General features: G+C 72.8%; 2 protein-coding genes. Both read left to right on the top strand.

Annotation, left to right across the window (positions count from 1 at the left end; translation table 11 throughout):
* Positions 1 to 128 (top strand): (2Fe-2S)-binding protein (locus H5J33_RS29870; RefSeq protein WP_181797911.1); only part of this gene is annotated, 128 nt, incomplete at its 5' end.
* Between the two features lie 128 nt (positions 129 to 256).
* The gene (locus H5J33_RS29865; protein ID WP_181797910.1) at positions 257 to 2,578 is read left to right on the top strand and encodes a GH92 family glycosyl hydrolase; all 2,322 of its coding nucleotides are present in this window, start codon (positions 257 to 259) and stop codon (positions 2,576 to 2,578) included.
* Positions 2,579 to 2,804 lie beyond the last annotated feature (226 nt).

Here is a 2,804-nt window from a genome sequence, read left to right as displayed (position 1 = left end):
ATCCGCTGCTCGACGCCACCGGCGCGCGCACCGGCGCGTCGTTCCGGCGCCGCAGCTGCTGCCTGTACTACCGGGTGCCCGGCGGCGGACTCTGCGGCGACTGCTGTCACACCCGCCCACCGGGCTGACGCCCCCTGCCCACGAGAGTCCCACCCGGCGCGACGCGTTCGACACCAATCACCGGGAATGCCCGGGTTCGGGCCCCGCGGCCTTCAGGATGCAGGCAACGATGTCCAATCCGCGGAGGTCATCCGACATGAGAGGGACCCGGCGCACGCGCTGGTGCATGGCCGGGGTGATGGCAGCGTCGGCGCTGATCGCCACCCCCGCCGCACGGGCCGAGGAGCCGTCCGACGGCCGCCTCACCGAGCTGGTCAACCCGTTCATCGGCAGCCGGGACGAGGGCAACACCTTCCCGGGCGCGGCCGTGCCCTTCGGCATGGTGCAGCTCTCCCCGGACACCGGGCACAGCACCGGCTACGACTACGCGCAGAACCGTATCCGCGGCTTCTCCCTGGTCCACCTCTCGGGCGTCGGCTGCCGCATCGGCGGCGACCTTCCCGTGCTGCCCACCACCGGCGACATCACCCGGACGGACTACGCCCAGTACGCGGCGGCCTTCTCGCACGACGACGAGGAGGCGAGCCCCGGCTACTACCGGGTCGGTCTCGCCTCCGGCGTCCGCGCCGAGCTGACCGCCACCGCCCGCACCGGCGTGCAGCGCTACACCTTCCCGGCCACCGGCAAGGCCAACGTCCTGCTGAACGCGGCCCAGGCGCTGCACAAGCCGGTGAGCAGCGCGGTGGAGATCCTGGACGACCGCACCGTGCGCACCGAGATCACCGGCCACGGCTTCTGCCGGGACACCGGCCCCTACACCGTCCACACGATCACCCGCTTCAGCCGGCCCTTCACCGCCTACGGCACCTGGGACGGCCGTACCGTCACCCCCGGCGCCCGCACCGGGGCCGGCGGCGCCTACGTCCGCTTCGACACCACCGGCGACCGCGTGGTCGAGGCGACCACCGCGCTGTCGTACGTGGACGCGCGCGGCGCCGCCACCAACCTGCGCGCCGAGGGCGGCCGCTCCTTCGACGCCGTGCGCCGAAGGGCCCGCGAGGAGTGGGAGCGCCGGCTGGCCGCCGTCCGGGTGCGGGGCGGCACGCCCGCGCTGCGCCGGACCTTCTACTCCTCGCTCTACCGGTCGTACCTCGCGCCCAACACCGGCGGCGACGCCGACGGCCGCTACTTCGGCTGGGACCGCCGTATCCACCGCGCCCGGGGGTTCACCTATTACCAGAACTGGTCGCTGTGGGACACCTACCGCACCCAGGCCCAGCTGCTCGCCCTGCTCGCGCCGCGCGAGGCCCGGGACATGGCCCGGTCGGTGGTCGCGGTCGCCGAGGACGGCGGCTGGCTGCCCAAGTGGGGCTACGGCCCGGTGGAGACCAACATCATGACCGGTGACCCGGTCACCCCCTTCCTGACCACGGCCTACCACTCGGGCCTGCTGAAGGGCTTCGAGGAACGGGCCTACCGGGTGCTGCGCGAGAACGCCGACGGTGTGCCGCCCGCCGCCTACCCGGGCGTCGGCCGGGAGGCCAACGCCGAGTACATCGCGCACGGTTTCGCGCCCTGGGTCCAGGGCCGCCCGTACGCCAAGATGGGCGACTCCGACTACCACTACGGCGCCTCGGTCACCCTGGAGTACGCGCTCGCCGACGCCATGCTGGCGCAGATGGCCCGCGGACTCGGGCACCACGAGGACGCCGCCCGCTACGCCGCCCGTTCGCGCAGCTACCGGAACATCTTCGACCCCGCCACCGGGTTCTTCCGCGCCCGGGACGCCTCCGGCGCCTTCGCCGGCCCGCCCGACCCGGCCCGCGGCGCCGGCTTCCACGAGGGCACGGCCTGGCAGTACCAGTGGCTCGTCCCACAGGACGTGCCCGGCATGGTCGGGCTGATCGGCGGCAGGAGCGCGGCCGACGCCCGCCTCGACGCCTTCTTCGCCTACGACCGGCTGCTCGCCGACCCGGAGAAGACCGCCCGCGAGGTGTGGGTGCACGGCGACCCGTACGCCTACTACAACGCCGCCGTCTACAACCCGATGAACGAGCCGGACCTCATCGCGCCCTACACCTACCTCTCCACCGGCCGGCCCTGGAAGACCACGGACGTGGTGCACGCGGCGCTGACCCTGTTCACCGACAGTCCCGAAGGCCTGACCGGCAACGACGACCTGGGCACCATGTCCGCCTGGCACGTGCTGTCGGCCATCGGGCTCTTCCCGGTCCAGCCCGGCTACGGCACCTGGGGCCTGACCACCCCCGTGTTCGACCGGGTCGACCTGGCCCTGGACCGCCGCTACTGGCCGAGCGGCCGGCTGACCGTGACGGCGCCCGGGACCTCGGCCGCCGACCGCTACGTCCAGGCCGTACGCACCGACGGCACCCCGTACGGCCGGACCTATCTGACGACCGGCGCGCTGCGCTCCCTGCGCTCCCTCGCCTTCACGGTCGGCCCGCGCCCGTCGGCATGGGGTACCGCACCGGAAGCGGCGCCACCCGTCCTGAGATGACCTCGGGCGCCTTTCGGCTCATGCCCTCGCGAGACTTAATCCGATAGTAACGGTACGTAATGTGCCGGTACTTGACCGTAATCGTCCGCCGGGGATTGACTACTGATCCGCCCGTCGCCGACGCGTGAGGCAAGCCCGTGACCTCCGACCCGCTCGCTCCCCTGGACCTGGCCTTCTGGAACATGGAGTCCGGCCGGCACCCGATGCACCTCGGCGCGCTCGGGAT

This window comes from Streptomyces sp. WELS2, from assembly GCF_013870595.1.
In the GTDB taxonomy this organism is placed as follows: Bacteria; Actinomycetota; Actinomycetes; order Streptomycetales; family Streptomycetaceae; genus Streptomyces.
Note: the sequence above shows the minus strand (reverse complement) of the source record. Positions and strands in the feature narration are given on the sequence as shown.

Coding starts and splice junctions, on each gene's coding strand:
- H5J33_RS29865 (WP_181797910.1), top strand. CDS start 257: ATGAGAGGGACCCGGCGCACGCGCTGGTGCATGGCCGGGGTGATGGCA.